The organism is Pseudomonas machongensis, assembly GCF_034961125.1.
Classification (GTDB): domain Bacteria; phylum Pseudomonadota; class Gammaproteobacteria; order Pseudomonadales; family Pseudomonadaceae; genus Aquipseudomonas; species Aquipseudomonas machongensis.
In genome coordinates this window covers 95,961-121,878 of the sequence record NZ_JAYFUI010000197.1, presented here as the reverse complement: position 1 = coordinate 121,878, position 25,918 = coordinate 95,961, and the positions used below count along the sequence as shown (strand labels likewise).

Genomic DNA, 25,918 nt, shown 5'->3' with positions numbered 1-25,918 from the left:
CGGCCGATCGCTTCACTGCAGCTCAAGCAGCAGATTCAAACCGCCGTCGCCGCACTTGCCGCAGTCGCGCACTACCCCCCGATAACGGCGTCCCTGCCAGACGAAGGCAACGCTATGAGCACGTTCAACCTTGTCCGGAAGTGGCGGGTGAATGTGCAAACGCAGCGCAGGGTGCCCTTGCAAATTAAGCGCGGCCAGTTGGGCATGGCATTCGACACTCTGCGCCACTGGGCCGAACAGTGTGTCGCGAACATAGTCGAGCTGCAGGCAGGAGCTGGGCGCGCGGCCGGGCATCTTCATGGCTGTTGCCAGAACGGCCGGTGATGCCGGTGATCGTGCGTACTCAAGGGCAATGACATGGCTAAGTCTCCGAAGGACGTAGGCATGTTGAGGACGCCAGCCGGACTATGTTCCATTGGAATTTTCTACCAACGTCGAGGTTCATCATCCGACTGCTGGCGCCAGGCTGACAGACGCCGCTCCAGCCTGGCGAGCAGGGCATCGAAGAGCAGGGCGCAGCAGGTGAGAACGATGATGCCCGCCAGCACGGTGTTGACGTCGAAGGTGGCCTCGGCTTGCAGGATGAGGTAGCCAATTCCGCGTGTCGATCCCAGGTATTCACCGACCACGACCCCGACGAATGCCAGGCCGATGACGGTGTTCAGGCTGGAAAACACCCAACCCAGGGCGGCAGGCAGATAGACGATACGAATGAGTTGCCAGCGGTTGGCGCCAAGCAATCTTACGTTGGCCAACAGCGCAGGACTTACCTCGCGCACGCCCTGGTAGACGTTGAAGAAGACCGCAAAGAATACCAATGTGATGCCCAGCGCGACCTTCGAGGCGATGCCCAGCCCCAGCCACATCACCAACAAGGGCGCCAGCACCACCCTGGGGACCGCATTGGCAGCCTTGATGAACGGCGACAATACCCGCGCCAGCGTGGGCGTGAGCCCTAACCAGAGACCGAGTGCCAGGCCTGAGGTGAGCCCTAGCAAAAAGGCCAGGAGCGTTTCGGTCAGTGTGACCAGCAAGTGAGGGTAGAGCGTGCCGGGAAAGTTCAGCGTAGTCAGCAGATGATCTTGCCAATACAGCTCCAGCGAACCGTTGCCCGTGCTCAGCCAGCGCCAGAGTTGCTGCAAGACTGCGTGTGGGTGACCGACAAAGAACGCCAGCTCTTCGTCGGCAGCCAGCCATGACCAGAAGGAGAACAGTGCGAGCAGGAGGGCGGCGCGTAGTAGCCAGAGGGTGGTCCACGACATGTCAGTCTCGGGCGATTGTAGTGGCGGGAGGCAGGTGCCCCAGCGTGTGCCATAGACGCTGGTACAGAGCTGCGGACTCGGGATTCTTGCGTAGTGACATCGTGTCGCGTGGGCGTGGCAGGGGTATTCGAATGTCTTCGATGCACCGGGATGCAGGTCCGGCGTTGAAAACCAGTACGCGGTCGGCGAGGGTGATGGCTTCGTCGAGATCGTGGGTGACGAACAAGACCGACTTGCGTTGTTCGTCCCACAATTCGAGCAGCAATTGCTGCATCGCTTGACGCGTTTGGGCATCCAGCGCGGCGAAGGGCTCATCCATGAGCAGCAGCGAAGTGTCGTGGATCAGCGCCTGGGCAAGGGCGACACGTTTGCGCATGCCGCCAGACAATTGGTGAGGGTAGCGATCGGGAACGTCGGTCAGCCCGACTCGCCTCAACCAACACGCGGCGTGTTGGTTGGCGTGTTGCTTGTTCACACCACGCAGTTGCAGGGGAAGGCTCACATTGTCGAGCGCTGTGCGCCACGGCAACAGCGCATCGTGTTGAAACATGTAGGAAGCGTGGTGGTTCAACCCGACCAAGGGCTTGCCATGGCAGCGGATCTGCCCGCTGTAGGCCGGTTTGAGGCCTGCGGCGAGGTCGAGCAGGGTCGACTTGCCGCAACCGGTAGGGCCCAATACGCAGACGAATTCACCTTCACGTACAGTCAGGTCGACCCGTGCCAATGCCAGCAAGTGATCGTGACGCGCTTCCACGTCGAGCATTTCCAGAGCGAGTGTGGAGGTCATGGTTGCGTGGCTTGGTCAACGAACTGATTGGTCCATGTCGCCTGGAGGTTGATCTGGCGTTGGGCCATGGCCGGGTCGAAACTCTGCAACGCCTGCAAAGCGTTGCGTGCCCCCTCTGCAGGGAAGCGACCGTTCACGCTGAGGGATGGTTGGATGTTGCGAAACGCCTGGCGATAAAGCTCTGCATCACCCATCAGGTAGGGTGTCGGCACTAGGTCGGCGACTTCCGCATCCGTGGCGTCGTGCAGCCAGGTCAGCGCCTTGAGCATGGCATTGGTCAGGGCCTGAACGGTCTGTGGGTTGTTCTGGATATAGGTGCTTTTGGCATAGAGGGTGTTAGCCGGCATGGGGCCGCCGAACAGCGCCGCGGTGCCGGCGGGGGTGCGCGCATCTGCGATCAGGCGTATCGCCTGTTGTTGCTCCAGCAGGCTGATCAAGGGTTCGGCGTTGACCAGCGCATGGATCTTGCCGCTCAGCATCGCCTGTACTGCTGTCGCACCAGTGCCGACGGTGGCAAAGGCAACGTCCTCGGTGCTGAGCCCTCCTTGTGCCAGCACGCGGTTGGCGAGCATCTGGGTCGAGGAGCCGGGCGCGCTGATGCCGATGGTCTTGCCTCGCAAGTCTGCGATCGAGCTGTAGTTCGCCAGGGTTCTGGTGGAGATGCCCATGGCGAGCTGCGGGCTCTCGCTTGCCAGCACGAAGGCCTGAAGTGCCTGGCCGCGAGCCTGCAGACGCAAGGTGTGCTCGTAGGCGCCACTGACTACCTGCACGGCATCGGCCACCAGCGCCTGTGCCGCCTTGCCGCCACCAGTGAAGTCGATGACCTTCACATCGAGACCTTCATCGCGGAAATAGCCCTGTTCCAGCGCGACGGTCAGCGGCAGGTTGTAGATGACGGCCTGGCCGCCGACGCCGAGGTGGACAGGGGTCAGATCAGGGGGTTGCTCTTTGGCCGTGGCAGGGGCTGCAACCAGCAGCATGAAGCAACTGAGAACAAATGCGCGCATGGCACCTCCTTGTTGGCAAGGTGCACAGGGTAGGGCATCAAGGATGGGTGAGGGGCGCAGACGCTCCGAAGTGCGTGTAGGAACGCTCCTAAACCGCTTCAGCCAGGAGCGTCAGGGTTGGCGCTCGGCCACCGCTCTGAGCGTTTTCAGCGTGACCATTGGCGCATCGACCACAAACCGATTGGCCAGCCAGCCCGGTACATCACCGGCAGGATCGGCCTGCAGCCGATAGGTGACCTCGGTATCACGTTCGGCCAGCGGGTGCATGATCCACTCACCTTGCAATTGGCGCACGCGAATGAAGCCGGGGGCCTCCGGCAACTTGTCCGGGTCAGCGCCGAGCCTGCGAATCAGTGAGCCGTCGTCGAGCCGCTCGGTACGTACGCGCAGGACCATGTCCCGGGGTTGCGCCGGCCAGGGCAGCTCGGTGGTGAGGTAGACCCAGGTGCTGTCGCCATCCACTTCCAGCAGGCGCATCTGTGCGCAGGCGTACAACCACTTGCAGGCGACACGCAGGTTTTCCTGAAGATCGCTCAGGGTGCGGACACTGGCCTTGATCCGGACAACGCCGCGAAATTGCTGGTAGGGCGAACCCTGGACGTCGCCAAGATAAATGTCGATGCCGCTTTCCTGGTGCGTGAGGCGCCAGTTGTCGGCAGACAACGCAAGCGTCGGCAGGACAAGTGCGCAGAGCATGGCGAGGCGAATTCGGGTCAGGAGCTGCGGCATGTTCAGGCTCCACGCAGAGGGTCACTCTAGTATGCGCGGGAACAGGCAGAACGATCATGAAGATGATGTTGCGCCGATCAGGGCCGTGGCCAACCCCAATCGGTTGATGCAGGTGGGCGCCTCAGCGCTGCGGATTGAGCGTCAGGTGCACGTGACGGTTCACGTCCTTGTACAGCAGGTAGCTGAACGGCCCTGGACCACCCGAGTAGCAGGCTTGTGGGCAGAACGCACGCAGCCACATGAAGTCACCGGCTTCCACTTCCACCCAGTCCTGGTTGAGGCGATATACCGCCTTGCCTTCGAGCACGTACAGGCCGTGTTCCATGACGTGGGTTTCAGCAAACGGAATCACGCCGCCTGGCTGGAAGGTCACGATGTTGACGTGCATGTCGTGACGCATGTCGGCCATGTCGACGAAGCGAGTGGTGACCCAGCGCCCTTCGGTGCCCGGCATCTCGATGACCGTGGCGTTATCGCGGTGCGTGACGAACGATTCGGGAACCGCCAGGCCTTCGACTTTCTGGTAGTGCTTGCGCAGCCAGTGGAAAGTGACGTTGGCCTTGCTGTTGTTGCGCAGGCTCCACTCGGCCCCTGGTGCGAGGAAGGCGTAGCCACCGGGCACCAGGGTGTGGTGCTTGCCTTCGACGGTGATGTCGATCTCGCCTTCGACGACGAACACTACGGCTTCGGCATTCGGGTCCAGCTCAGGGCGTTCGCTGCCGCCTTCAGGGGCGACTTCGACGATGTACTGCGAGAAGGTTTCGGCAAAACCAGTCAGTGGGCGGGCGATGACCCACATGCGCATCTTGTCCCAGAACGGCAAGTGGCTGGTGACGATGTCACGCATCACGCCCTTGGGAATGACGGCATAGGCCTCGGTGAACATGGCACGGTCAGTCAGCAGCTCGGTTTGAGCCGGGTGCCCACCGTGGGGGGCGAAGTAGGAGTGATTCGACATGGACAGTCTCGACTTGTTGTTCTCTCCCCGTGCCGTGAACCGCACCGTCCGGTGCGGCGCAGGGGATGCACGGACAGCATAGGGGCGAGGCCCTGGCATCCACAAATTAAATGTTGGAATACCCGGTATTTGCCAGCTGAATGCTCAGCGGTCGTGCGGTCAGCGATTGCTGGTCAGCCGCTGCTGGGCCGCCACGCAACCGTTGATCTCCACCGCCTTCTGGAGAAAAGCCTGACGCCGTTGCGGGTCGAGCTCGCCGAGCAGGCGGTAGACCTCCGCCTGGTAGTCGCGCTGACGCCCCCATTGCAGTTCCAGGCCTTGCGGGCGACTGCGGTTGCAAGCCAGTCGAGTGGCCGGTTGCGGATAGTAGGCGGCGTAAAGGGTCGCCATGCTCGGAATGGCTTCCAGCGCCTCGCGGTAGGCGGGAGTATGGTTGTAGGACGGGCACCAGTTAGCAATTGCTGTCGCTGGCGGGGCGAAGCCCTGGCGCAGGCTGGCTTCGAGCAAGGGGCAGGCAGCGTCGGCAATTTTCCCGGCAGGCAGGTAAGTCATGTAATACAGCGCCAGGCGGTACTGCGCTACGGGATGGCCCAAGGCAACCGACTTTTCCAGTAGCGCTACCGCCGTTGGCAATGTGCGGGCCATGGCCTGGCCCTGGCGGCTGAGCTCCGGATCATTGGTCTCGGCTGTGCGCAGTGGGCTGGGGCTGTCATCCTCGGTGTCGGCCTGCTCGAGCAATGGCAATGCCTGGCGGTAGAGAAGATCGGCATGGGGATCGATGCGAACGTCGAGCGCCTGGGCGGCAAGCGGCGTCAGCGCTGCGAACAAGCCCGAAAGGAAGACGGCTGGACTCACGAGTGGGCCTCGCAGGCTGGCGCCCAAGTGGGACGAACCAGAAGCGTTTGGGCAGCAGGGGTGTTCATGACGAATTCGCGTTTGCCTCGGGCGACCGGGAGCGGTGAAGGGCTATTCTAGCCATCCCGAGGTGCTGTCGAAAGAGGCTTTGTCGACTGTCAGACGAGCTTGAAAGGCGTGACCTTGCGGTTGGCGTACTTTTCCTGGGCCAACCCCAGCTTCGCGGTGATTACCTTGGCCAGGGCATTGTTGCCCAGGTCGTTGAAATGCAGGCGATCGATGAACAGATGTTCGTTGAACACCGGTGAGCTGCTGAGCATACCGTTCATGTCATAGCAGGGTACGCTCTGCGCCTGGCTCTTGATGCGCCGGAAGAAGGTTGAATGCAGTTCGCTGTCGTAGACACCCTCCAGCAGCCGGTCGAAGTTGCCCGGCTGACGGTCCAGCGCCGCGAGCATGGCCTGCTCGCCGACGGGCAACTGCTCGCGACACCAGGGCAGCAATGGCTGCAGGATAAACGTCAGGGAGGTGTGGCTGTCGGCCAGTAATCGCTCCCATTGGCACAGGGTACGGCCGATGCAATCGGCGGCGCGAAGCAGGCGCTTTTCCGGCGCTGACAGCGGCCAGGCCCAGAGCGCTGGCGCCGAACGACGGGGCGCCAGGCTTTGCCCCAGACGCTGCCAGAACGAGGCCCGTCCGGGTTTGGCCAGTTGCACGCCCTCGTTGAAGCTGTTGAGAAAACGCTGGTATGGCCGGGCCCCTTCAGGTTCCTGGTCACCTGAAAGAATTTCGCCCAGCCCTTCCTGGGCCAAGGTGTTGAGGCCGCTGAGTACCACGACATGGCCGATCTGGCCAAGGCGATGCTGGTGGCTGAGGAACATCAGCAGCTCCTGGGTGGCGTTCAGGCCGCAGCCGGCCAGGTTCAACCAGATCTCGCCAGTGAGCATCGACAGGTAGGAGGCCACGGTGTGTTCATCGGAGCTGGCGCCGATACCCAGCGCAGTAGAGCCGCCCACCAGCAGGTTGATGCGCGCCGCGCCGCCGCGCTCGGCCAGTGAAAAGCGCTTGCCGGCGCAGTGGCTGTAGCGCAGGCCCAAGGCATCGGTATTGATGGCGTCGGAGCGGTAGCCGCGCTCGTGCACGTAAAGGGTATGCGGCGCGCGGCGTCCGCCGAGCAGCAGGAAGCGCTGGTAGTCTTCTCGCAGGGGAATGGCGCTGCCCACGTCCGGGGTGATGTCGATCGGTGTCATGGGCGCTCCTGGGAATCGGGCGGGCTCAGGCGGCCAGCTCCTTGAGGTTGTAGAGCAGGCCGCCCGCGGCGATCAGCAGCAGGGCGACGCCAGAGGCCAGGCTGATCAGGCGGTTGCTGCGCTGCGAAGCGATCTTGCCGATGGCGAAGATGTAGAGGCTCAGCACCGCGAAGTCGATGGCGATCCACAGCAGCGACAGCACCACCATGCTCTTCTCGAAGGATTCAGTGACCTGGATGAACTGCGGGAAGAAGGCGATGAAGAAGATGATGTCCTTGGGGTTGGAAATGCCCACCATGAAACCTTGCAGCAAGCCGCCTCGGCCGGCGCTGCGCGGCGTTTCGACGGTTTCGGCGGCGTGCTTCGGCGGTTGCGGCTGCAGTGCTTCGCGCAACGTGCCCACGGCGATGTAGCCGATGAACAGGCAGCCCAGCAGGCTCATGCCGCTGAGCCAGGCTTTGTCGATGGCGGCGCTGGTCATGATGATCCAGGCGGCAGCACCAATCAGCACCAGTGACGCCCAGTTGGTGCCGACGGCGGTGAACAGGGCCTTGCGCGAACCGGAGGCGGCAGCGGTGTTGACGATCAGCGCCACTACCGGGCCTGGCGTGGCGATCAGCAGCAGGACGGTGAGGGCGTAGGTAGCAGTCAGTGCGGTATTCACATTCAGTTCTCGATCTGGTTTTCAGGCGTTGCAGCGGCATGGAAGGGGCAGCGCGACGGGTTGAGCGAGCCGGCTTCCTGGAGTTGGTACTGCTTCCATTCGAAGTTGTCGTCCTGGCCGAAGAACCCCAGGCTGTCGGGGATGACCCCGTCGTTGTACTGCGCAACCCGCTCACGTATCCGAGCGCGGATGCGCTGACCACTTTCGGTGCCTGCACTGGCCACTTCGTCGAAGCTTTCCCGTGGGTTGATGACGAAGGCGATGCTGTTGCCCAGGTTGCGGCTTTTCATCTGGCGATGGGCGGGAAAGCTCATGTTGATGAACAGTGGCATGCCTGCAAAGCAGAACGACCACTGAGTGTCATGCGGGTCGCGTGGCACATCCTGTGGCCAAGGCTGAGGATCGCGGGCGTGCACCTGCTGGAGGATCTTCCAGGCCAGGGCCTGCTGTTCGGCCAGCGTTGCGTCGGTGGTCGTTTCCAGAAACACCAGCAGCGGGTTGCCGATGCGCTGCTTGAGCGGGATCGGCGCGATGGTACTGACGTAGTCGGCGAGACCGCGGGCGATATCATTGGCCGGATCATCGGCGCGGGCGAAAATGATGTGGCAGGTGGCGGCAGCGACTGCCTTGCGTCCGAAGAGGCAGGGAAAGCCGGGGTTGCCGAGGATTTCCTTGAAGTGCTCTATGGTCTTGTACGTCCAATGCTGCCTGTTCCGAACATGTTCATCGGCCAGCTCTAGCGCATCCAGGCGATAGCAGTTTCCATAACCCGTAAACATGGTTTCCCCAGGAAGTTTCTATAAGGTGGTTTTTCTGCCTTATCGCGGCGTGTTGGTTAGCTGTAATTGTTATTTAACGGCATTTTCGAAGAACCTCCCAAGGTTGTAAAACGCCTGGAACTATGACCTACTATTAGTTTCACTCATGCTTTGGACGGCGACGATGTCAGAACGGATTCCAGCCCTGCACGCCTTGCGTGCCTTCGAAGTGGCTTCTCGTTACGGCTCTTTCACCCGCGCAGCGGAAGAACTGGCCCTGACCCAAGGGGCGGTAAGCCACCACATTAAGACCCTCGAAGCCATGTTCGGTTGCGACCTGTTCGAGCGCCGTGGCCCCAAGCTGCGCTTGACCGAGCACGGTCGGTTGCTGGCCCAGGAGCTCAAGGTCGGCTTCAAGATCATCGAGAATGCTTGCGCATTGTTGCGCCAGGACCGTTACGGCCTGCGCCTGAAAGCCGCCTCTACGCTCACCGTGCGCTGGCTGCTCAAGGCACTGGACGGTTTCAAGAAGATCGACGACAGCTGCAGCGTGCAACTGTCGAGCGTGTGGATGGACATCGACACGGTAGATTTCTATTCCGAGCCCTACGATTGCGCCATCCTGCTGGGCAGCGGCAATTTCCCTGCCGATGTGGAGAGCTTGAAGCTGTTCGATGAATGGCTGATTCCGGTCTGCCACCCCGACTACCTCAAGGATCCTGAGCCAGACTTGTCGGTGCTACGCGACTGTGAATTCCTGCATCCCTCGTCCGACCGCCGTGATTGGCGGCGCTGGTTGGCGCGGGTCGATGCCCTGGACATCAGCATCGATCAAGGGCAGGTGTTCGACACCCTTGACCAAGGGATCTCCGCAGCCCAGCAAGGGCTGGGCATTTCGGTGGTCGATCTGGCACTGGCCAGTGCCGACCTGGCCGCCGGGCGCCTGATCACACCCTTCAAGCAGGCCGTGGCGACTGGCGATGGCTATTACATGACCTGGCTCAAGGCCAGCCCCAAGGCCCGGCAGATGAGCAAGCTGCGCGATTACCTGCTTGGCCAGGTGCCACCGCTGGCGCTCAAGGACATCAACTACCTGTACGGTTGAATACCGTAAAAGCACTTCGCCCAGGCCTGTCACGACAGGCCTGGGCGAATGCGTCTGCAAGATCAGAAACCGAAGCTGCTCAGCCCCGGATGGTCATCCGGACGACGCCCCAGCGGCCAACGGAACTGGCGTTCTTCTTCCGTGATCGGCATCTCATTGATGCTGGCGTGACGGTTCTGCATCAAACCATCGGCGGCGAACTCCCAGTTCTCGTTGCCATAAGCGCGGTACCACTGGCCGCTGTCATCGCGGTACTCATAGGCATAGCGCACGGCGATGCGGTTTTCGGTGAAGGCCCAGAGCTCCTTGATCAGGCGGTATTCGTGCTCACGATTCCACTTGCGGGTCAGGAAGGCCTGTGCCTCGTCGCGGTTGGTGGCGAAGTCGACCCGGTTACGCCAGCGAGTGTCGAGGGTGTAGGCGAGGGCAACCTTGGCCGCATCGCGGCTGTTCCAGCCATCCTCGGCCAAGCGGACTTTCTCGATAGCGGTTTCGCGGGTGAACGGGGGCAATGGTGGGCGGGACATCGCGGGACTCCTCATGTGCAGGCCCGGAAGAAGTGGCCTGATGGATGAAGCGTAGGCTCAAGCGTGTTCGCTGGGAATCAGTGCAAGCGGCAGTTCATAATTGCGGCAAGTGGAATAATGCATGGACCAGCCTCAGGGTTCGACTTCGTCCACATAGGCCTCAAAGAACCAGTCCGGGATCTCCTCGGTGCGATACTCCAGCTGCGTGCCATCGGTGATCTCTGCGAGCCATAGCGCGCTCTGCTGCGAGTTGTCGAATACATACGCCCGGTTGCTGGCGGCGATGGCCTCCGGCAACAGGTCGAGCGAACGTCCATAGCGACTGCGCACCAGGTCCGGCCTGACCGGATGCCCGCCCTGGCGGACACGGATGGCCACCCGGTCGATGTTGATTTCCGGGTTCTCCGTCGAGACGAAGTAGAGGTAGGTGCGGTAGCCACTGGCTTGCGCCTGGCGCATGAACTCGATCTTGCTGCCATGGGACATGACGGTCTCGAAGGTGAAGCTGGCCCTGGCTTCGAGCAGGCGCTGGCGGATGAAATCGGCGATGACCGAGGCGAAGTAGGCATCCATGCGTACCGCACGGTAGTCGATCCGCTGCTCCTCGAGCCCCAGTCGCCCGACCTGCCCGGCAAGTCGCTTGCTGATGATCAAGGGATGCTCGAGGTGGAACGCCAGCAAGTCAGGCAGCGTGGCCTGGATGCCGAAGAGGGAGAGGTCGATGAAGCCGCTGGCCTTGGCCTGGGTTTCCAGCTCGTCGGCATTGACGAAGAGGCGGGTCAGTGCGGCGGGGAGGCTTGCCTTGATGGTGCTCTTGCCGGAGCCGTTCGGACCGGCAAAGACCCGCAGCCTAGGCACGCTCACTGGCGCTGCTGTCGTCGACCTTGCGAACGGTGACAACCTCGCCGAGCTTGACCCTGCGCCGTGGGCCGGCCTTGGCCAGGACGGTCCGGGCGCCATCCGCGCTGACCCTGACCAGTTCGCCGTCGTCAGTGGTCAGCACCCCCTGCTGGCTCATCTGCAGGGCGCGCTGATAGGCGCTGAGTGTCGCCTCACGGGCATGCTCGGGTACTGTCTGCTCAAGGGCGTCGAGCTCAGGTTCGGAGACTTTCCTGGCTTTTGCGGTCATCGTGATGTACCTCCGGTCAGCCACGAAGGGGCTGTGTGCATGAGGAGCATCATAGCGCTGGCCGCGCAGGAAAACATCAGCAGGTGGCATGGCGAAGGTCCTGAAGAGGGGCCATTCGATACTGGCAGAAGACGCGGTTCAGCGTTTCCCCATTACCTGTAGTCCCCCTCCGAAGAGCCCTGTACCGCGCTTACAGCGCTTCGCTGATGGTGCTGTTCGCCACCTTGTTGCGTCCATCCAGCCATACCAGCAGCAGCGCGGCCGCCGACAGCAAACCGCCGGCCATCGGCACCGCGGCGTAGCCCAGGTCCAGGCTGATCACCGCGCCGCCCAGTGCGGCACCGACCGCATTGCCAAGGTTGAATGCCCCCACGTTGATCGACGAGGCCAGGCCTGGGGCCTCGGCCGCCGCGATCATCACCCGCATCTGCAGCGGCGGCACCACGGCGAAGGTGAATACTCCCCAGACCAGCAGGGCCAGCGCAGCACCGACATGGCTACCCAGCACCAACGGCATCAGCAGCATGATCACCGCCAGGGTACCGAGGAAGATCCGTGCCGCGCCGTCCAGCGACCAGTCGGCCAGACGACCTCCAAGGCTGTTGCCGAGGGTGAAACCGACACCGATCAGCACCAGGCCCAGTGTGACGAACGCATTGGAGGCACCGGTCAATTCCGCAAGCACCGGGGCCACATAGGTGTACAGCGTGAACATGGCGCCTGCGCCGAGCACCGGGGTGGCCATCGCCAGCAGCACGCTGGGGCGGGCGATCACCGCCAGTTCCTTGCGCACATGCGGCACGCTGCCACGCTCGCCTTTGGGCAGGGCGTACCACAAGGCACTGATGGCGATCAGACCGAGCACGGCGGTGCCGGCGAAGGCCATGCGCCAGCCGATCTGCTGGCCGATCCAGGTGGCGGCCGGTACGCCGCCGATATTGGCGATGGTCAAGCCCATGAACATGGTGGCAATGGCACTGGCCTGCTTGTCCTTGGGTACCACGCTGGCCGCGACTACCGCGCCCAGGCCGAAGAATGCGCCGTGGTTGAGGCTGGTGATCAGGCGCGAGGCCAGCAGGGTGTAGTAGTCCGGCGACAGCGCCGACAGCAGATTGCCGACGGTGAAGATGCTCATCAGCATCATCAGTGCAGCACGCTTGCCGAAGCGGCTGAACAGCAGGGTCATGATCGGTGCGCCGACCATCACGCCGATGGCGTAGGCGGTGACCAGCATGCCGGCAGTGGGGATGCTGGCGTTGACACCTTCGGCAATGACCGGCAGCAGGCCCATGGGGGCGAATTCGGTGGTGCCGATGCCGAAGGCGCCGATGGCCAGGGCAAACAGGACCCGTTTAGGGGAAAGCGCGCTCATCGGAAACTCCGGGTTATGGCGAATTCAGGAATGTCGGGTGTGGCGTCGACCGCAGTCGACGCCCAAGTACGGCGAGGGATCAGTCCCAGGCCGGCGCCAGGCCGTCCGGGCTGACTTCGCGGCCATTACGCTCCAGGTCTGCGATCTGCGCCATGTCCGCTTCATCCAGGCGCAGGTCACGGGCAAGCAGGTTGCTGGCCAGGTTCTCGCGCTTGGTGGAGGAGGGGATGACGGCATAGCCCAGTTGCAGCGCCCACGCCAGGGCGACCTGGGCCACCGTGGCCTTGTGCTTGGCAGCGATCTTGGCCAGTACCGGGTCCTTGAGCACCTTGCCGTAGGCCAGGGTCATGTACGACGTGACGGCGATGCCCTGTTCCTTGAGGAAAGCAGTGAGCTTGCGGTTCTGCAGGTAGGGGCTGAGCTCGATCTGGTTGGTGGCGATCTCGCCCTTGCCAACTACATCGATGGCTTGGCGGGTCAGCTCGATGTTGAAGTTGGAGATGCCGATCTGGCGGGTCAGGCCGAGCTTCTTGGCTTCGGCCAGGGCGCCCATGAATTCGCGCAGCTCGACACCGTTGCCTGGGGCGGGCCAGTGGATCAGGGTCAGGTCGACATGATCGGTGCGCAGCTTGGCCAGGCTCTCGCGCAGGCTGGGGATCAGCTTGTCGGCAGCATAGCTGTCGGTCCAGATCTTGGTGGTGATGAACAGCTCCTCACGAGGCACACCGCTTTCGGCGATGGCCTGGCCGACGTCGGCCTCGTTCTTGTAGATCTGCGCAGTGTCGATGACCCGGTAGCCCAGCTCCAGCGCGGACTTGACCGAGTCGATGACGGCTTGGCCGGTGAGGCGGAAGGTGCCGAGGCCGAAGGATGGAATGCTCATGGATCTGCTCCTGCTATAGGGGAATTCGGGATCGATCGGGAGGCGCTGGCGCCTGGACACATCGACCATTCGAGTGGGGAGCAGTTTGAAGGTTGCAGCGGGGTTGATTAAGAGCGGCGGGGGGCAAGGTCTTTTGACCTGGAGTCATGAATGGCGGGTGATTGCTTCGTGTGGTGGGCGTTTCGATCGCGCCAGAGTAGATCGGGCCTGGCTGGCAGGCCCGAGGGTGCAGAGGTTACAGCGTCCACCTCATGGTGACGGTGAAGTTGCGCGGATCGCCGAAGATGTTGGCCCCGGCCGGGTTGCTGATGTTCTGGTAGTAGCGCTTGTCGAACACGTTGTTCAGGTTGCCTTGCACGGTGAAGTGCTTGTTGATCCGGTAGGCGGTCATCAGGTCGGTCACGCTGTAGCCGCCCTGCTGCACACCGAAGCTGGTATAGGCCCGGCTCTGGGTGCGGAAGCCGCCACCGATGCTCCACTGGTTCAGGTCACCCGGCAACTGGTACACGGTGTTGACCTTGAACAGGTTGTAAGGGGTGTCGCTGTCGAAGCGGTCGCCCTTCTGTTGAGTACCGGTTTCCTTGGCGTACTTGTCGGCGGCATAGGTGTAACCGACCGACGCCTGCCAGCCCTCGGCGAGCATGCCTTGCACTTCCAGCTCGACGCCCTTGGTTTCGACTTCGCCCGCCGCCTCGTAGCAGCCGTCGGAGAGGTCCGGGCAGGACGACTGTGGCAGGGCCGTGGCGAGGTTCTCCTGGTTCAACTGGAAGTAGGCCAGGCTCACGTTCAGGGCGCCGCCGAAGTATTCGCCCTTGATCCCGGTCTCGTAGTTGGTGCCGGTGACCGGGTCGAGTATGGAGCCGGTGGCCGAGCGGGATACCTGTGGTTTGAAGATACGCGTCCAGCTGGCGTACACCGAGTAGGTGTCGTTCAGGTCGTAGACCACGCCGGCATAGGGCGTGAACTCGCGGGTGGCCTTGGAGCTGCCGCCAAAGGCGTACTGGCCGGATTGGGTCTGCTGTTCGTATTCATACCAGTCCAGGCGCGAACCGAGAGTCAGCTTGAGGTCGTCCTGGAGGTTGAAGCGAACGGTGGCGTAGGTGCTGGACTGCTCGACCTTGCCCTTGCGCGACCAGTTGAAGTCGATCTCGGGCTTGGGCACCGAGCCGAAATCGAACGACAGCGGATCGACCGGGTAATCGAAGGTGCCCAGCGGGCCGCCGCCAGGGCCGTCGTCGGTGCGGTCGTGGCGGTAGCTGCCACCGAGCACCAGTTCGTGGGTGCGACCGAACAGGCTGAACGGGCCACTGACATAGCCATCGACGCTCTTCTGGGTGTGCTCGTAGGTGTAGCGGCCTACGTTGAGCTGCAGGGTGTCGGCCGCCTGGTCGAGGCGATAGAAACTGGTACCGAGCATGTCCATCTCACCGCGCAGCCAGGTGGTGTTCAGGCGCAGCTTCCAGTCATTGTCGAAGTGGTGCTCGATCTCGGCGAAGACGCTCTTGTTCTTCTTGTCCCAGTAGGTCCAGGACGGGCTCATGCGGTGCGAGCGAGAGATCGGCAGGAAGTTGCCGTTGGCGTAGGTCGGCAGCCCGGACCAATCGGCGCCAGGGTTGTCCTCGCGGTTGTAGTAGCCGCCCAGGGTGAGGGTGGTGTCCTCGGTCAGGTCGAACTCGGTGATGCCGTACATCAACTGACGTTTGTTGCTGTAGTCGTCGACGAAGCTGTCCTTGTCCTGCAGCGCGACGACGGCGCGACCCCGTACGCTGCCGCTGTCGTTGAGCTTGCTGCTGGCGTCGAGTTCGGTACGAAAGTTGTTCCACGAGCCTGCGCTGGTGGTGATCGACATCTGCGGCTCGATGGTTGGTCGCTTGCGGATCAGGTTCAACGTCCCCGACGGGTTGCCGGCACCAACCATCAGTCCGGAGGCGCCGCGCACCACTTCCACGCGATCGAACATCGACAGCATCGAGGTGCCGAGGGTGTCGGTATCGTAGGCCACTGGCAGGCCGTCGATCATGATGTTGTCGACCGAGGTGCCGCGTGAATAGAAGGTCGGACGTTCACCGCCGGTCTTGCGCAGGGTGAGGCCAGGGGTGTACAGCGAGACGTCTTCGAGGGTCTGCATGTTCTGGTCGTTCATGCGTTGGCGGGTCAGCACCGTGACCGACTGCGGCGTGTGGCGCAGCGACGTCGGCAACTTGGTCGCCGTGCTCATCGAGCCTGTGGTGTACGAGCCTGTGCCTTCGGTGGTCTCGCCCAGCACGCCAGCGTTGACGTTGGTCGCCCCCAGTTCCACCGCGCCGCCTTCCCTACGGCCGCTGATGGTCACTGTGGTGCCGTTGATGCTGTAGCCAAGGCCCGTGCCGCCGAGCAATTGGCGCAACGCGGCATCGGGCTCCAGCGAACCCTTGACTGCGGTGCTGCGCAGGCCGCTGATCTGGTCGGGAGAGTACAGCAGTTGCCACTGGCTCTGCTGCCCGAACGCAATCAACGCGCTACCAAGCGCCTGCTGGGGAATGTTGAAGACCACTTGCTGGGCCTGGGCAACCATCGGCGCTGCCAGCATCATGCCGACAGCGGTGGCGGGCAAGCCGGACGCCATGAGGCGCCGGACAAGCATGGCCTTTGACAACGGGCGAAGGTTAGGGAAGACGTGCATTGGCAGACTCTATGATTATGTTGTAGATAATGATTTGCATTACATCTAGTGAGACGCACACACACAGCAGAACCGGAAAAATCCGGTTCTGTTTTTTTCAGGCGGGTGTCAGCTCCTCGACGACCTTGCCGGCTTCCAGCCTCACGAGCTGATCGGCCATGTCGAAGTAGCGGTCATCGTGGGAGATCACGATGATGGTCTTGCCCAGGCGCTTGAGGTCCGGGAGCAGCTCGGTATAGAAGATGCGACGGAAGGTCGGATCCTGGTCGGCGGCCCATTCATCGAAGACCAGCACCGGGCGTTGTTCGATCCAGGCATTGACCAGCGCCAGGCGCTTGCGTTGCCCGGTGGACAGGTCGGTGGTGCTGAACTGGCCATCGCTGACCTTGACCTTGTGGGCGATTTCCAGGCGCTCTAGGTACTGGTTGGCATCCTCGGGAATCGCCTGGTCGCCCTGAACCAGGTCGTCGAACAGGTAGTAGTCGGCGAAGACCGTGGTGAACAGTTGGCGGTAATCGTCGCGCGATTCGGCATCCACGGCCTTGCCATTGACCTTGATCTGGCCTTGCTGGGGAGCATACAGCCCCAGTAGCAGCTTGATCAGGGTGGTCTTGCCGCAGCCGTTCTCGCCGACGATGAACACGATGTCGCCTTGGGCAATCTTCAGGTTGACCGGCCCGAGGGTGAAGGGGCGGGCATCGCCGACCGCCGGGAAGGCAAAGCCGACATCGCTCAATTCCAGGCTGTGCACCTGCGGTGCGGCTTGACCGGAGTCGGCCAGCAACAGGTGAGGCTCCGGGGTGGCGAAACGCTCCGACAGCTCGGCAATGCGCTGGAAGGCAATGCGCGCCCGGCCAATGATCGGCAGGGTGCTGATCAGGTGCTCCAGCGGCCCTTTCATGTACAGCAGCACCAGCACGAAACCGCTCATGACGCTGGCATCGGCACTGGGCCAGAGCGATTGCAGTACCAGGGCCAGGCCGATGACCACGAAGAACAGCATCGAGCCCAGGCTCTTGGCGACCACGAAGGTGTTGATCGAGCGTGTCTGCAGATCGCGGATCCGTTCGGCGGTGTCGCTGATGCCGTGCTGGAACATGCGCTGGCGGCGCGGGCGGTGGATCCGCAGCTCCTTGGCACCGGCGGCGATTGCACTGTAGTGCTTCTGCAACTGGTCTTCGGCATCGCGCGCCGCCATGAACCCACGAATACCGCGGGACTGCGCCACCGACTGGATGGCGATGCCAATGGCCAGCGCAGCCAGCATCATCAGGAACATCGGCCAGGACAGCATCGCCAGGTAGCCCAGGCAGCCCAGGGTGACGGTCAGCGAAATCGCCAGTGGCGCGAAGGCGAAAGCGAAGTCGCTGATGGTGTCCACATCATGGGTCAGGACCGGGATCAGGCGGTGGCTGCGAAAGCGCTCGATCTGTTCGATCGGTGCCGCCAGCACCTTCTCGCCCAGCTCCTTGCGCAGCTTGGCGATGATGTGCTGGCCCACCTGGTTGGTGCCGATGTCGGAGAGGATGCTGCTGACCAACGCCAGGGCACACAGCCCGACGAAGCCCAGCACCAGCCCCTGGCTCAGCCCACCTTCGGTGTGCAGCCCGGTGTTGATGGTGGCCAACAGAGCGGTGACGCTCAGGCCACCGACCATGCCCAGGGCAATCGACAGGGCGACCACCGGCCAGAAGGGCCGCAGCAGCGTCAGCAGCTCACGCACGGCCCCACGGGGTTGTTTGCTCATCGGAAGGTTCCTGTCTTCAGGCGCTGGTCATGCGCAGCGCGGCGGGGGCGTTGCTGGCCTGCTTGCCCAGATGCTGATAAAGCGACTGACCGATTTCTGCGGCACGTGACGGCAGCACCGACAGCAGGGTGTCGCTGAGCCCATGCGAGGCTTCGCAGAAGCCTTGCAGGTAGACGCTGGCACCGAACTCGGGGCTGGCCAGGGCGCGGTAGTCGCGGTCGACCTCGAAGTCTTTCAGGTGCTGCTGCAGCGGAGCCAGCAGCTCGCGATGGGAGCGGCGCTCGTAGCCGGTGGCGAGGATCACCGCGTCGTAGCGGTGGGTCTGGCGAACGTCGGTGGCCAGGTCGCGCAGGGTCAGCTCGATACCTTCGGCGGTGTCGACCACCGTTTCGATGGTGCGTCGGCACAGCACGGCATGGCGGTACTGATGGGCGACTTTCTGGCGGTACAGGATGCCGTAGATGCGTTCGAGCAGGTCGAGGTCGACCACCGAGTAGTTGGTGTTGTGGTACTCGCCGATCAGTTTCTCGCGTTCGGCGTGCGGCTGGTTGAACACCAGGTCGGTGTACTCGGGGGCGAAGATTTCATTGACGAACGGGCTGTCGTCGGCAGGCTTGAGTGCCGAGGCGCGCAGGATCATGTCGACCTTGACCGACGGGTAGCTGTCGTTGAGGTCGATGAATGCCTCGGCAGCGCTCTGGCCCGACCCGATCACGGCGATGCGCATGGGCTTGCCGCTGTTGCACGGCAGTTGCTGCAGGGCACTCAGGTACTGGGAGTGGTGGAACACGCGCGGGTCGTTCTTGAACGGGCGGAAGGCATCGGGAACCTTGGGCGTGCCGCCGCTGCCGACCACCACCGAGCGGGCCCGGCGCTGGTGCTCCTGGCCGTGCTGGTCACGCGAGACCAGACGCAGGTGATCGACCCGGCCATCACGCAGTTCCGGTTCGATGCGCAGCACTTCCTCGCCATACACCGCCTGGGTGGCGAAATGTTCGGCGGCCCAGCGCAGGTAGTCGTTGTACTCCAGGCGGCAAGGGTAGAAGGTGCCCAGGTTGATGAAGTCGGCCAGGCGCTGCTTCTGGTGCAGGTAATTGACGAAGCTGTAGGGGCTGGTGGGGTTGCGCAGCGAGACCAGGTCCTTGAGGAAGGAGATCTGCAGTTCGCTCTGGGTAGCCAGGGTATTGCCGTGCCAGCGGTAGTCGCTCTGCTTGTCGATGAACAGCGCGTCGAGGGCGTGGCCGTTGGTTTCGGCGAGCTCTTCCAGGGCAATGGCCAGTGCCAGGTTGGAAGGGCCGAAGCCGACGCCGATGAGGTCGTGGATTTTGTCGGGCGAAGAGGTCTGGCTCATGGTTGCGGTTCCTTGGATGGTCGAGTGGGGGCGCCGCGTGGGGCGCCCCGAGTCCTGCGCAAGTACACCGATAAGAACGAGCCGAGGGTGGGAGAATTTACCGCCGCGTAGCGCCTCAGAGCTCGCGGACTACCCGAAAACCGAGCCAGTCGCCACGGTCGTCGCGAACCGTGGTGTTGCGGTTGCCCGAACGCGAGAAGATCGGCGCTTCACCCCAGTCGTTGCCACGGATGGAGATTTGCGTGCAGCTCGCCTCGGTGCGCGCGCTGCCGTCGGCGGGGGCGCCGACATAGCTGTCGTGGTAGCAGTCGGCGACCCATTCGTAGACATTGCCGTGCATGTCGTAGACGCCGAAGGCGTTGGCCGGGAAGCTGCCGACCGGCGAGCTGAAGCTGTAGCCATCCTTGGGGCCGTAGACGTTGGCGTTCTTGCTGATCTCGAGGTTGGCGTCCGGCTCGAACGGGAACATGCCGGTGCTGCCGCCGCGTGCGGCGTATTCGCGCTGGGCTTCGCTGACCATGGCGTAATGCTTGCCGGTCTTCTTCGACAGCCAGGCCACATAGTGCTCGATGTCGTCGTAGCTCATGCACACCGCTGGCTGGCGAGGGCCTTGCGGGTAGCTGGGCTTGCTGTTGGTGCAGCGCCGTCCGGGCCGATCGTCGCCGTCGGCGATGACGATGCCGGTGGCCTTCTGGTAGTCGGCCCATTCACCGGCGGTGATCTGGAAGCGGCTGATGGCGAACGGCTTGGCGAAGGTCACCGGGTGCTGCGGACCTTCGTCGTCCTGGCGGCCCATCTCGTCGGGCGGTGTGCCCATGGTGAAGGTGCCGGCAGGCAGCACGACCATTTCCGGGCAGGTCCTGGCGCAGTCGCGGAACACTGTGCCGGGCTTGTCCGACGGCTGCGCGGCCAGGGCCGGCAGGCTGCAGGCGGCCAGCACGGCGGCCAGGGTGAGGCGGTGCAGAGGTGTGCTCATGGAAGATGCCTTGTTCAAAGTTGCTGGGTAATCAGGTGCATGACCCGGTCGATCTGCTGTTCGTCGTTGAGCAAACCTGGCGCCAGGCGGATGACGGGGCCGACGTCGCGTTCGACGGCATCGCACATCACCTTGCCCGCGATCAGTTTGGCGGCGAAGGCATCCGGGTCCTTGCCGGGCACGCGGAAGAAGGTGAAGCCTGCCGAGAACTGCGCGCTGCGCGGCGTCACCAGTTCGATGCGGCGGTCTTCGAGCAGGCGCTCCTTGAGCAGCGCGTTGAGCTGGTGGATACGCGCCTGCACATCGGCCTTGCCCAGTTGCAGGTGCAGCTTGAACGCCTCGCCCAGTGACCAGCGGTATTCGAAGGCGTGGTAGCCGCCGGGGGTCATGATGGTGGCGAAGTCTTCATCGCGGGAGAAAGTGGCGACGCTGGGGGTCAGGTGATCCATGCCGGTCGAGGCGGCGCAGATGATGCCGGTGCCGCGCGGGCCGAACATCCACTTGTGGGTGCCGGCGATGAAGTAGTCGCAGTTGAAGTCGGCGAAGCGCTGGTTCTCCACGCCGAAGCCGTGCACGCCGTCGACCACATAGAGGATGCGCTCGGCTTCACTGCGGTCGCGGTTGTGGCGGCGCACCAGTTCGCCGATCTCGCCGACCGGCAGCTTGACGCCGCTGCTCGAGTGCACCCAGGTCATGCCCAGCACGCGGGTCTCTGGGCGGATATTGCGCTCCAGGGTTGTCAGCACCTGGTCGGTGGACACTTCCCATGGGTTGTCGAACAGGCGGATCTTGCGCACCTGCGTACCCTCGCGCTGGGTGCGGAAGGCCAGGGTCTTGTGGGTGGAGTAATGCTCGTGCTCGGTGGTCAGGATCTCCTGCTTCGCGCCGACCTGCAGGCCGCCATAGATCATGGCCAGGCCTTCGGTGGTGCTGCCGGTCAGTGCGATCTGCCGCGGACCGACCTCCAGATAGCGTGCGGCCCAGTCACGCACTTCGTCCTCGCGCTGCCATTCGTACTGGCTTTCCCAGTCCATCAGGGCGGCGGGGTTGCGGTCGAGGTCGGCGCGGTGGCGGTCGATCGCTTCCTGCACCGGCCGCGGGTGGGCGGTGACCAGGAAGTTGGCGAAGTGGGCGATGTCCGGGTCCAGCGGGAACAGCGTGCGCAGGTTGCGCCATTTGTCCGTGCCGGTGAGCGTTGCTGGCGACGAGGTTGCAGCCAGGGCGCCAGGCAGCAGCGGCAGGCTCGCGGCGACCAGGCCGGCCTGCTTGAGAAAGGTACGACGGTTGCTCATGCGGGCAGGCCTTGATCAGTGTTGGGTGGAAGCGACAGGTTGACCGGCTTTTTGCACCTGGTCCCAGACCCTCAGGAAGTTGCCGGCCCAGAGCTTGGCGATATCGGTTTCGCTGTAGCCACGGCTGAGCAGCTCGGCGGTGACGTTGCGAATCTCGCTGACATCCTTCCAGCCATCGAGGCCGCCGCCGTCGTTGAAGTCCGAGCTGAGGCCGACGTGGTCGATACCCACCTTCTTCACTGTGTAGTCGATGGCGTCCGCGTACTGCTTGAGGGTCGCCTTGGGTTCTTCTTCAAGAATTCCGTACAGGCTGCTGGCGTACTCGCCGAAACGTGATTCAGGCCAGATGGCGATCACCGCATCGCCCGGCATCAGGGCATTGGCCAGGCCCTGCAGGGGTTGCAGGTCGAAGCGCGCACGCAGCGCCTCGAGTTTTTCCAGCACCGGCTTGCCCAGGGGCTTGAGGTATTGGCCGAAGCCCACCACCTGGATCACGCCGCCGCTGTCCTTGATCAGCTGCATTTCCTTGTCGGACAGGTTGCGCGGAATGTCCACCAGCGCCCGCGGCGCCGAATGCGAGGCCACGATCGGCGCGCGGCTCAGGCGCACGACGTCTTCCAGTGCCAGGGTCGACATCTGCGAGACGTCGATGATCACGCCCAGGTCGTTGAGGCGCTTGACCGCCTGTTCACCCAAGGGCGACAGGCCGCCCAGGGCGTCGGCGGTGTCGTTGAAGAACGGCAGCGGGCGCGAGGAGTCGGCCCAGTCGTTGTTGCCGGTGTAGCTGAAACCGAACATGCGCATGCCGCGTGCTGCCCACAGGTCGAGCTGCGACAGGTCATGGCCCAGCGGGTAAGCGTTGAGCATGCTGATGAAGATGGCGAACTTGCCTTCGCCGTTCAGGCGCCGGAAGTCGTCGGGGGTATAGGCGATACCGACCTGGTTGGGGAAGTCGCGGACCATGCCGCTGATGATCTTGTAGCGCACTTCCTGCTGCTGGCGCGCCTCGTCGACGAAGCCTGGGGTAGGGCGGTGCGGGGCGTTCGGGCCGTTCCAGATTTCCGGCCAACCGAAGATTGTGAGGGCCGCACCGGAAAGACGACCGCGGTTGGCCTTGACCAGGTCGAACTGCCCCGGGCCGTCCTTGTCGATCTCGTTGCCGGTGCTGCCCAGGTCCAGCGGCACCGTGATGTGGCTGTCGAACGAGAGCATGTGCTCATGCAGGGCGTTGGCCTGTTCGACGATCTTGTGCGGGTAGCCAGCATCCTGGCGTTGCCAGTAGAAATAGCCGGCGGCACTGCCCAGGGCGGCCACCAGGGCCAGAGGCAGGCCTATATACAGGGCTTTGCGGGAACGGGTCTTGGTCATTGCCATCTCGTTGCAGGGCTGATCGCAACCGCCTGGCGGGCAAAGGAGCCGCCGGGCAGGGTTCGGGTATCAGGTGGACGAATGGCATGGGGCGAGATTTACGTGCAGCAGCGGGTTTACCCGCGAAAAGCGCGCCTCGGTGGGTGGCATCGGCAATGAAGCGTTCAGATCGACAGACGCACCATCCGGTTGTCCAACGGCTGCTCCGGTGCGCGGCGCTTGTTCACCACCAGCTCACCGATGGCGATCAGCCGCGTGCGCGTGACGTTGCGCGACAGCCCCAGCAACTGCGCGGTATGCACCTGGTTGTAATGGCAGAAGTGATAGGCCGAGCGCAGCAACGCATTCTCCACCTTCTCGTACAGGTCTCCCGGCTGCTCCTCGTACAGCCGGCTGAACGCCTGCTGCAGCAGTTCATCGATGCCGCCGTCCTTGCTGGCAGAGGCCGGCGAAGGCAGATCGTCCTGACGTTCCAGGCGCAGGTTCGACAGGCGCAAGTCGCGGGCATGGATCAAGCCGTCGCCGCAGGTCAGCAGACTGTGGTGAATCACGTTCTCCAACTCGCGGATGTTGCCCGGCCAGCTGTAGGCCACCAGCTTGGCCTGGGCGTCGGCTGCCAGTTCCACCGGGCCGTAGCCCAGGCGCTCGCTGTAGCTGCGGATGAAGTGGCGCGCCAGCGGCAGGATATCGCCCGGCCGCTCGCGCAGCGGGTGCAGCGAGAGGGTGACGACGTTCAGGCGGTAGTACAGGTCTTCGCGAAAGTGCCCGGCGTTGATGGCCTTTTCAAGTTGCACGTTGGTGGCGGCCAGCACGCGCACATTGATCGGGATGCTCTTGCGTGACCCCAGGCGCACCACTTCGCGTTCCTGCAGCACACGCAGCAGCTTGACCTGGATGGGCAGCGGCAGGTCGCCGATTTCATCGAGGAACAACGTGCCGCCGTTCGCCTCCTCGAACCAGCCGGCCTTGGACGCGAGAGCGCCGGTGAAGGCGCCTTTCTCATGGCCGAACAGTTCGGCCTCGACCAGCGACTCGGAAAACGCGCCGCAGTTGACCGCAACGAACGGGCCGTCGCGGCGGGCACTGAGGTTGTGGATGTGGCGTGCGACCAACTCCTTGCCCGTGCCGGTCTCGCCAATGATCAGGACGCTGGCCTCGCTGGGAGCGACCTGTTGCAGGTGGGCGAGCAGCGCCTGCGACCTGGGGTCTTCGAAGACCTGTGCGGTCGCCCTGATCGAGGTAGCCAATGACGGTGAAGGGGGGAGGGTCAGCAATTGCATGGACGTGCCTTTAGGAATAGAAGGACGGGGCAGGGCGTTTGTCGTTCAGCGCCCACTCGCCCAGTTCATGGATGCGATAGTCCACCGGGTCGTGCAGGGTCTGGGTCCTGAGGTTGCGCCAGTGCCGGTCGAAGCGCAGTGAGGCATGGGTGGCGCGGGCGCCGGTGACTTCGAACAGACGGTTGCAGATGTCCAGCCCATGGCGCGTTGCGGCAACCTTGGCGGTACCGATGGCCAGGGCCAGGTCGCCACGCGCCTCGGCGCTCAGGTTGTGCTCAAGGGCCCAGGCCGCATCGAGCTGGTCGCAGGCGCGGCGGATCAGCAGGCGCACGCTTTCCAGGCCGACCCAGAACTCACCATAGTGGCGCAGCACATAGGGGTCTTCGCGGCTCTCACTGGCGCTGGAGCGGAACCAGGGGCGACTTTCCTTCAGCGTGTACTGGCGCGCTTCGTCGAAGGCGCCTTCGGCGATACCCAGGAACAGGTTGGCGAAGTGCAGTTGCGCGATCAGCGGACGCAAGGCGGCGAACGGCGTGCTCAGCGGGCCGGGATCGAGCAGCAGTTCGTTGTGCTCGACCCGCACCCTTTCGAAGGTGGCGCTGCCGCTGTCGGTCTGGCGTTGACCGATGTTGTCCCAGTCACCGTGCAGGCTGATGCCGGTACGACCACTGGGGATTGCGGCGATCAGCAATTTGCCGCCGGCGCGTTCGTCCACCGCCGAGGCGATGAGCATTTCCGAGTCGCTGGCGCCGGAGCAGAAGCTTTTCTTGCCGGAAAACTCGCACCACCCCTCGAAGTGCTTGACCTGGGTGCGCGTGTCCAGCGGGTTGAGGGCGTTGCCCCAGAACCAATGCTTGCGCGCAGTCTGTTCGAACCAGGGTTGCCATTGGTCAGGGCGTGAGAACAGGCGCACGGTGGCCAGCATCAGGTGGTGGAAACCGAACACGTGAGCAATGGAGCTGTCGACCCGGGCGAACTCACGCACCACATCGAAGGTTTCACGCCAGGTCGCCCCTTGGCCACCGAAGGCCGTGGGGATGGCCAGTGACAGCAGGCCGCTGTCGCGCAGGGCATCGCGCTCGGCCTTGGGGGTGCCGCCGCGTTCGTCGCGTTCGACAGCAGTGAGGGCGAATTGGGCGGCCAGATCGTGGGCAATGGCCAGTGCCGGGCGCGTGGTGGGTGTCACGGGTGCATTCATGGTGGTCACTCAGGCACTCTTGCGCAGCTGATGGTGAGGGGCGAACAGCGGTACGGCACGTTCGGCGGCCAAGCCAATGCGCGCAGCCAGGGCATCACTGGAAACGCGATAGTCCTGCAGCTCGGCCTGGCTGGCATAGACGCCGATGGGCAGGGTCAGTGCCTGCAGGAAACTGAACAGCGGGCGCAACTGATGATCCAGCACCAGCGCGTGGCGCTCGCTGCCGCCAGTGGCTGCCAGCAATACCGGGGTGTCCACCAGGGCGTCCTGGCCGATCAGGTCGAACAGGTGCTTGAAGTGCCCCGGGAAGCTGCCCCGGTAGACCGGAGTGGTCACCACCAGCAGGTCCGCCTGTTCGATGTGCTGCAGTTGCTGCTCGACGGTGTCGGGCAGTTCGCTACGCCACAGTGCAGCACCCAGTGGGCGGGCAATATCGCCCAGCTCGATGAGGTGCGGCCGGATGTGCAGATGCTGGCCAAGCTCGGCGAGGATGGCTTCGGTCAATGCCAGGGTGCGCGAAGGGCGGGAAGTACCACCGGAGAGGGCAACGACGTTCAAGGGGGTGCTCATGGCGAGTCTCCTGTTCGGGTGAGCGGGGGACTTTGCTTGAGCAATCGTCGTGCCGAAGTTTCGATTCCTTTTGAATCAACGGGTTGCCGCGATTTCTGCGACAACGGCCGTGTTGCCAGCGCAGCGGGGTGTTGATCAGGTGTTGCGCTGCAAACAGTTGGCCGGTGTTGGCTGCTGTACAGTTCGAA

At 63.4% G+C, this 25,918-nt stretch carries 25 protein-coding genes; 1 reads left to right on the top strand and 24 read right to left on the bottom strand.

Annotated elements, in window-relative coordinates; genetic code table 11:
• Positions 1-12: 12 nt before the first annotated feature.
• The 10 genes from VA602_RS26285 to VA602_RS26240 all read right to left on the bottom strand — a co-directional run bounded on the left by VA602_RS26285 (position 13) and on the right by VA602_RS26240 (position 8,291).
• Positions 13-300 (bottom strand): hypothetical protein, encoded by a 288-nt coding sequence (locus VA602_RS26285; RefSeq protein ID WP_063544989.1) that lies wholly within the window; start codon positions 298-300, stop codon positions 13-15.
• A gap of 125 nt (positions 301-425) precedes the next feature.
• The gene (locus tag VA602_RS26280) at positions 426-1,262 is read right to left on the bottom strand and encodes an ABC transporter permease (protein WP_323454749.1); all 837 of its coding nucleotides are present in this window, start codon (positions 1,260-1,262) and stop codon (positions 426-428) included.
• A 1-nt stretch (position 1,263) separates the two neighbouring features.
• The gene (locus VA602_RS26275) at positions 1,264-2,049 is read right to left on the bottom strand and encodes an ABC transporter ATP-binding protein (protein ID WP_197890831.1); all 786 of its coding nucleotides are present in this window, start codon (positions 2,047-2,049) and stop codon (positions 1,264-1,266) included.
• On the bottom strand, positions 2,046-3,056 hold the full coding sequence (locus VA602_RS26270; RefSeq protein WP_323454748.1) for an ABC transporter substrate-binding protein: 1,011 nt from the start codon (positions 3,054-3,056) through the stop codon (positions 2,046-2,048). Before VA602_RS26270 ends, VA602_RS26275 begins: the two co-directional genes overlap by 4 nt.
• Positions 3,057-3,167: 111 nt before the next feature.
• Positions 3,168-3,785: an START domain-containing protein gene (locus VA602_RS26265; protein ID WP_323454747.1), complete on the bottom strand. Its 618-nt coding sequence runs from the start codon at positions 3,783-3,785 to the stop codon at positions 3,168-3,170.
• A 121-nt stretch (positions 3,786-3,906) separates the two neighbouring features.
• Positions 3,907-4,743 (bottom strand): bifunctional allantoicase/(S)-ureidoglycine aminohydrolase, encoded by an 837-nt coding sequence (locus VA602_RS26260; protein ID WP_054890674.1) that lies wholly within the window; start codon positions 4,741-4,743, stop codon positions 3,907-3,909.
• A gap of 159 nt (positions 4,744-4,902) precedes the next feature.
• Positions 4,903-5,598, bottom strand: coding sequence for a sel1 repeat family protein (locus tag VA602_RS26255; RefSeq protein WP_323454746.1), 696 nt, complete (start codon positions 5,596-5,598; stop codon positions 4,903-4,905).
• Between the two features lie 158 nt (positions 5,599-5,756).
• Positions 5,757-6,848 (bottom strand): hypothetical protein, encoded by a 1,092-nt coding sequence (locus VA602_RS26250; RefSeq protein WP_323454745.1) that lies wholly within the window; start codon positions 6,846-6,848, stop codon positions 5,757-5,759.
• Between the two features lie 25 nt (positions 6,849-6,873).
• Positions 6,874-7,512 (bottom strand): LysE family translocator, encoded by a 639-nt coding sequence (locus VA602_RS26245; RefSeq protein ID WP_323454744.1) that lies wholly within the window; start codon positions 7,510-7,512, stop codon positions 6,874-6,876.
• Between the two features lie 2 nt (positions 7,513-7,514).
• On the bottom strand, positions 7,515-8,291 hold the full coding sequence (locus VA602_RS26240; RefSeq protein WP_063544981.1) for a YqcI/YcgG family protein: 777 nt from the start codon (positions 8,289-8,291) through the stop codon (positions 7,515-7,517).
• A gap of 163 nt (positions 8,292-8,454) precedes the next feature.
• Between VA602_RS26240 and VA602_RS26235 the strand changes: the two genes are divergently transcribed.
• Complete coding sequence (locus VA602_RS26235) at positions 8,455-9,375, top strand: LysR substrate-binding domain-containing protein (RefSeq protein ID WP_063544980.1); 921 nt, start codon at positions 8,455-8,457, stop codon at positions 9,373-9,375.
• 62 nt (positions 9,376-9,437) lie between these two features.
• Here the strand turns inward: VA602_RS26235 and VA602_RS26230 are convergent, their stop codons facing one another.
• From VA602_RS26230 to msuE, 14 genes are all read right to left on the bottom strand, one after another.
• A complete protein-coding gene (locus VA602_RS26230) occupies positions 9,438-9,902 on the bottom strand; it encodes a nuclear transport factor 2 family protein (protein ID WP_063544979.1) in 465 nt (154 codons plus the stop codon).
• A gap of 132 nt (positions 9,903-10,034) precedes the next feature.
• The gene (locus tag VA602_RS26225) at positions 10,035-10,766 is read right to left on the bottom strand and encodes a zeta toxin family protein (protein ID WP_323454743.1); all 732 of its coding nucleotides are present in this window, start codon (positions 10,764-10,766) and stop codon (positions 10,035-10,037) included.
• The gene (locus VA602_RS26220) at positions 10,753-11,031 is read right to left on the bottom strand and encodes a hypothetical protein (RefSeq protein ID WP_323454742.1); all 279 of its coding nucleotides are present in this window, start codon (positions 11,029-11,031) and stop codon (positions 10,753-10,755) included. The genes VA602_RS26225 and VA602_RS26220 overlap by 14 nt, the downstream gene beginning before the upstream one ends.
• Before the next feature lie 190 nt (positions 11,032-11,221).
• Positions 11,222-12,403 (bottom strand): MFS transporter, encoded by a 1,182-nt coding sequence (locus VA602_RS26215; RefSeq protein ID WP_323454741.1) that lies wholly within the window; start codon positions 12,401-12,403, stop codon positions 11,222-11,224.
• A gap of 79 nt (positions 12,404-12,482) precedes the next feature.
• Positions 12,483-13,286: a 2,5-didehydrogluconate reductase DkgB gene (dkgB, locus tag VA602_RS26210; RefSeq protein WP_323454740.1), complete on the bottom strand. Its 804-nt coding sequence runs from the start codon at positions 13,284-13,286 to the stop codon at positions 12,483-12,485.
• Positions 13,287-13,521: 235 nt separating this feature from the next.
• Positions 13,522-15,879 carry a TonB-dependent siderophore receptor gene (locus tag VA602_RS26205; RefSeq protein WP_323454739.1) on the bottom strand — a complete coding sequence of 786 codons (2,358 nt, stop codon included), beginning with the start codon at positions 15,877-15,879 and terminating at the stop codon, positions 13,522-13,524.
• 166 nt (positions 15,880-16,045) lie between these two features.
• Complete coding sequence (locus VA602_RS26200; protein ID WP_323454738.1) at positions 16,046-17,695, bottom strand: cyclic peptide export ABC transporter; 1,650 nt, start codon at positions 17,693-17,695, stop codon at positions 16,046-16,048.
• 16 nt (positions 17,696-17,711) lie between these two features.
• Positions 17,712-19,046, bottom strand: a complete 1,335-nt coding sequence (locus tag VA602_RS26195) for a lysine N(6)-hydroxylase/L-ornithine N(5)-oxygenase family protein (RefSeq protein ID WP_153773697.1) — start codon at positions 19,044-19,046, stop codon at positions 17,712-17,714.
• 115 nt (positions 19,047-19,161) lie between these two features.
• Positions 19,162-20,022, bottom strand: a complete 861-nt coding sequence (locus VA602_RS26190; protein WP_323454737.1) for a formylglycine-generating enzyme family protein — start codon at positions 20,020-20,022, stop codon at positions 19,162-19,164.
• A gap of 14 nt (positions 20,023-20,036) precedes the next feature.
• A complete protein-coding gene (pvdN, locus tag VA602_RS26185; protein WP_200602389.1) occupies positions 20,037-21,314 on the bottom strand; it encodes a pyoverdine-tailoring periplasmic protein PvdN in 1,278 nt (425 codons plus the stop codon).
• Positions 21,315-21,329: 15 nt separating this feature from the next.
• Positions 21,330-22,682 carry a pyoverdine-tailoring dipeptidase-like protein PvdM gene (gene pvdM / locus VA602_RS26180; protein WP_112898326.1) on the bottom strand — a complete coding sequence of 451 codons (1,353 nt, stop codon included), beginning with the start codon at positions 22,680-22,682 and terminating at the stop codon, positions 21,330-21,332.
• Positions 22,683-22,846: 164 nt separating this feature from the next.
• The gene (locus tag VA602_RS26175; protein WP_054890660.1) at positions 22,847-23,962 is read right to left on the bottom strand and encodes a sigma-54 interaction domain-containing protein; all 1,116 of its coding nucleotides are present in this window, start codon (positions 23,960-23,962) and stop codon (positions 22,847-22,849) included.
• A 10-nt stretch (positions 23,963-23,972) separates the two neighbouring features.
• Positions 23,973-25,160 carry an acyl-CoA dehydrogenase family protein gene (locus tag VA602_RS26170; protein ID WP_151924639.1) on the bottom strand — a complete coding sequence of 396 codons (1,188 nt, stop codon included), beginning with the start codon at positions 25,158-25,160 and terminating at the stop codon, positions 23,973-23,975.
• 9 nt (positions 25,161-25,169) lie between these two features.
• Positions 25,170-25,730: an FMN reductase gene (gene msuE, locus VA602_RS26165; protein WP_054890659.1), complete on the bottom strand. Its 561-nt coding sequence runs from the start codon at positions 25,728-25,730 to the stop codon at positions 25,170-25,172.
• Positions 25,731-25,918: the final 188 nt, after the last annotated feature.